A 2,440-nucleotide genomic window follows, 5' to 3' on the forward strand; every position below is an offset into this window, starting at 1 on the left:
CCGGTTTGGAAAGCTGCAGCGTCAACCCCAGCGTGAAGAAAAACTTGTGGATTCCTTGGTGATGTGCTAATCTATTCATGAGACATGAACCTCCTTGTGGATAGTTGGTGATACATCTATTCTAACCAAGGAATCGGGTTCATGTCTCCTTTTTTGTTTAGTTGTCAATTTATGTCAGTGAATTTGCTCATCTACAGATGGTATAATAAAAATATACAGAAAGCGAGGGATAGCAATGGGAAATGTAGACATTTTAAAAAATCATAATGAAGATGAGCGCCACGACTACGTGCATATTTTTCAATTAGTTAAGCGGGCGTTACAGGAAGCGAATTTATTGCAGTTGACTGTTATTGAAGAACAAACAGATAAATTGATCGTGAAGCCGAAACCGTTGAGTACCGAGGATAAAGTGAAAGCTTTTGAAAGCTTAGCAGGTAGTGCCGTTCTCGCTGGTGAAAATGTAAAAGAGTTGCTTAAGATGGCTAATCGGGAAGAAGAATGGAGGAATAATGAGCTTGAGTAATATCGCACTTATTGATAATAACATTTATGTTTATCATTATTTGGGCTATGAGCCAGTGAAACACCTCTTCACCCAACTGTTAAACGATGGTTTTGAAATCGCAATGTCTAGCGTTGTTGCGATGGAGTTTCTTTCATATGAAAAGGTAGAAACGAACGAAGCCATTCGTCATAAGCGATACAGCTATATTCGGGCATCAACGCTATACAACGTGGACTTCGAAATAGCAGAAAAAGCAGCGGAATTACGAAGAAAATGTAAGATGGAAACCGGAAAAACATTAAAAGCAGGGGATGCGCTTATTGCTGCTACAGCGATTGCAAAAGGAATGACATTGTTTAGCAATAATGATAAAGATTTTGTACGTTTGCAAAAATGGGGATTGAATTATGTGAATCCTATTCAAGATCCAGAAGACTTGCAAAAATTTCTTAATAAGCTGTTATAAGACCGTTGCAATTCATTTAGACCTTTTTCGAAACATGTGCATGATGCTGTCTTCTAATTCAATGTCTTTGTCACGCAAGCTTTTTGCGATGGTGAGTTTTTCAAAGAAACATTATACTCTCCTATGCTCACCGATCGTTCTCTCCTTACTTTTCCTTACAAACCCATATTTCTACATTTGCATTTCTCTTCTTCCTTCAGTATAGTATGTCAGAACGCCTGTTGTACTATTGGGCGCGGCTGTTTTCGTCCTCTCTTTTGCAAGGACAACGGTATGCCGCACTTCCACCGACGATTATGATCGTCATCCTGGGCGTGACAGGCACGTATCTTAAGCGATTCATTCCTTTTCCATTTCACAAAGCATATTTTTTCCTCTTTTGCCCAACATAAAGTATGATGAGTAGTAGAGAACATTCCAAAACCTAAAGGAGGGCTGCCGCATGACGAAACGAGTGCTCATGGTGGTGACGAACCATACGACGATCACCGACGACCATAAAACCGGGCTTTGGCTTGAGGAGTTTGCCGTACCGTATTTGGTATTTAAAGAAAAAGGGTATGACGTGAAAGTGGCGAGCATTCAAGGCGGCGAGGTGCCGCTTGACCCGCGCAGCATCAATGAAAAAGACCCGTCTTGGGCGGAGGCGGAAGCAGTGCTGAAGAACACAACACGTTTAAGCAAGGACGATGCACACGGGTTTGACGCCATTTTCCTTCCCGGTGGACACGGGACGATGTTCGATTTTCCCGACAATGAAACGCTCCAATACGTCTTGCAGCAGTTTGCCGAAGACGGGCGCATCATCGCCGCTGTCTGCCACGGTCCGTCAGGGCTGGTGAACGCCACATACAAAGACGGCACGCCGATTGTGAAAGGAAAAACGGTCACGTCATTTACGGATGAAGAAGAGCGTGAAGTCGGGCTTGATGTGCATATGCCGTTTTTGCTCGAGTCGACGCTGCGCCTGCGCGGGGCGAATTTCGTCCGCGGCGAGAAGTGGACCGATTTCTCGGTGCGCGACGGTAACTTGATCACCGGGCAAAATCCGCAATCAAGCCGAAGCACGGCGGAAAAAGTCGTCGCCGCGCTGGAAGAGCAGGCGTGAGCGATAAAGGCTGAATGTGCGGCAAAGGGGTGTCCCAAGAGAACGGGGCACCCTTTCTTCATCAGGCATTCGTGAAAAAACAGAACGTGTACGTATCCATGACCGATATGAAACCGTATCGTGGGCGTTCTATCAGTTCCGTCAACTGTTAGAGTATAAGGCACGTTTGCATGGGTCAAAAGTGATGGTGGTTGCTCCGCATGACACCTCTTTGACATGTCCAAAGTGTGGTCATACGGAAAAAGCCAATCGAAAGAAACGTACACACACCTTTTGTTGTCGAACATGCGGATATACCTCAAACGATGACCGCATTGGTGCTATGAACCTTCAACGAAAAGGAATAGAGTACATCGTT

4 protein-coding genes and 1 pseudogene are annotated in these 2,440 nt (G+C 44.8%); all 5 read left to right on the top strand.

Annotation, left to right across the window (positions count from 1 at the left end; all coding sequences use genetic code 11):
• Positions 1-235: 235 nt before the first annotated feature.
• Positions 236-526, top strand: coding sequence for a hypothetical protein (locus tag CV945_RS16645; protein WP_033010796.1), 291 nt, complete (start codon positions 236-238; stop codon positions 524-526).
• Positions 519-974: a PIN domain-containing protein gene (locus tag CV945_RS16650; RefSeq protein WP_063211092.1), complete on the top strand. Its 456-nt coding sequence runs from the start codon at positions 519-521 to the stop codon at positions 972-974. Before CV945_RS16645 ends, CV945_RS16650 begins: the two co-directional genes overlap by 8 nt.
• A 206-nt stretch (positions 975-1,180) precedes the next feature.
• The gene (locus tag CV945_RS17945) at positions 1,181-1,366 is read left to right on the top strand and encodes a PD-(D/E)XK nuclease family transposase (protein ID WP_080729623.1); all 186 of its coding nucleotides are present in this window, start codon (positions 1,181-1,183) and stop codon (positions 1,364-1,366) included.
• A gap of 50 nt (positions 1,367-1,416) precedes the next feature.
• Positions 1,417-2,082, top strand: coding sequence for a type 1 glutamine amidotransferase domain-containing protein (locus CV945_RS16660; RefSeq protein ID WP_100660186.1), 666 nt, complete (start codon positions 1,417-1,419; stop codon positions 2,080-2,082).
• Positions 2,083-2,143: 61 nt separating this feature from the next.
• A pseudogene (locus CV945_RS16665) lies at positions 2,144-2,440 on the top strand (zinc ribbon domain-containing protein); the annotation flags it as partial.

The organism is Geobacillus sp. Manikaran-105, from assembly GCF_002809955.1.
GTDB lineage: Bacteria > Bacillota > Bacilli > Bacillales > Anoxybacillaceae > Geobacillus > Geobacillus thermophilus.

Coding starts and splice junctions, on each gene's coding strand:
- CV945_RS16645 (WP_033010796.1), top strand. CDS start 236: ATGGGAAATGTAGACATTTTAAAAAATCATAATGAAGATGAGCGCCAC.
- CV945_RS17945 (WP_080729623.1), top strand. CDS start 1,181: ATGTCAGAACGCCTGTTGTACTATTGGGCGCGGCTGTTTTCGTCCTCT.
- CV945_RS16660 (WP_100660186.1), top strand. CDS start 1,417: ATGACGAAACGAGTGCTCATGGTGGTGACGAACCATACGACGATCACC.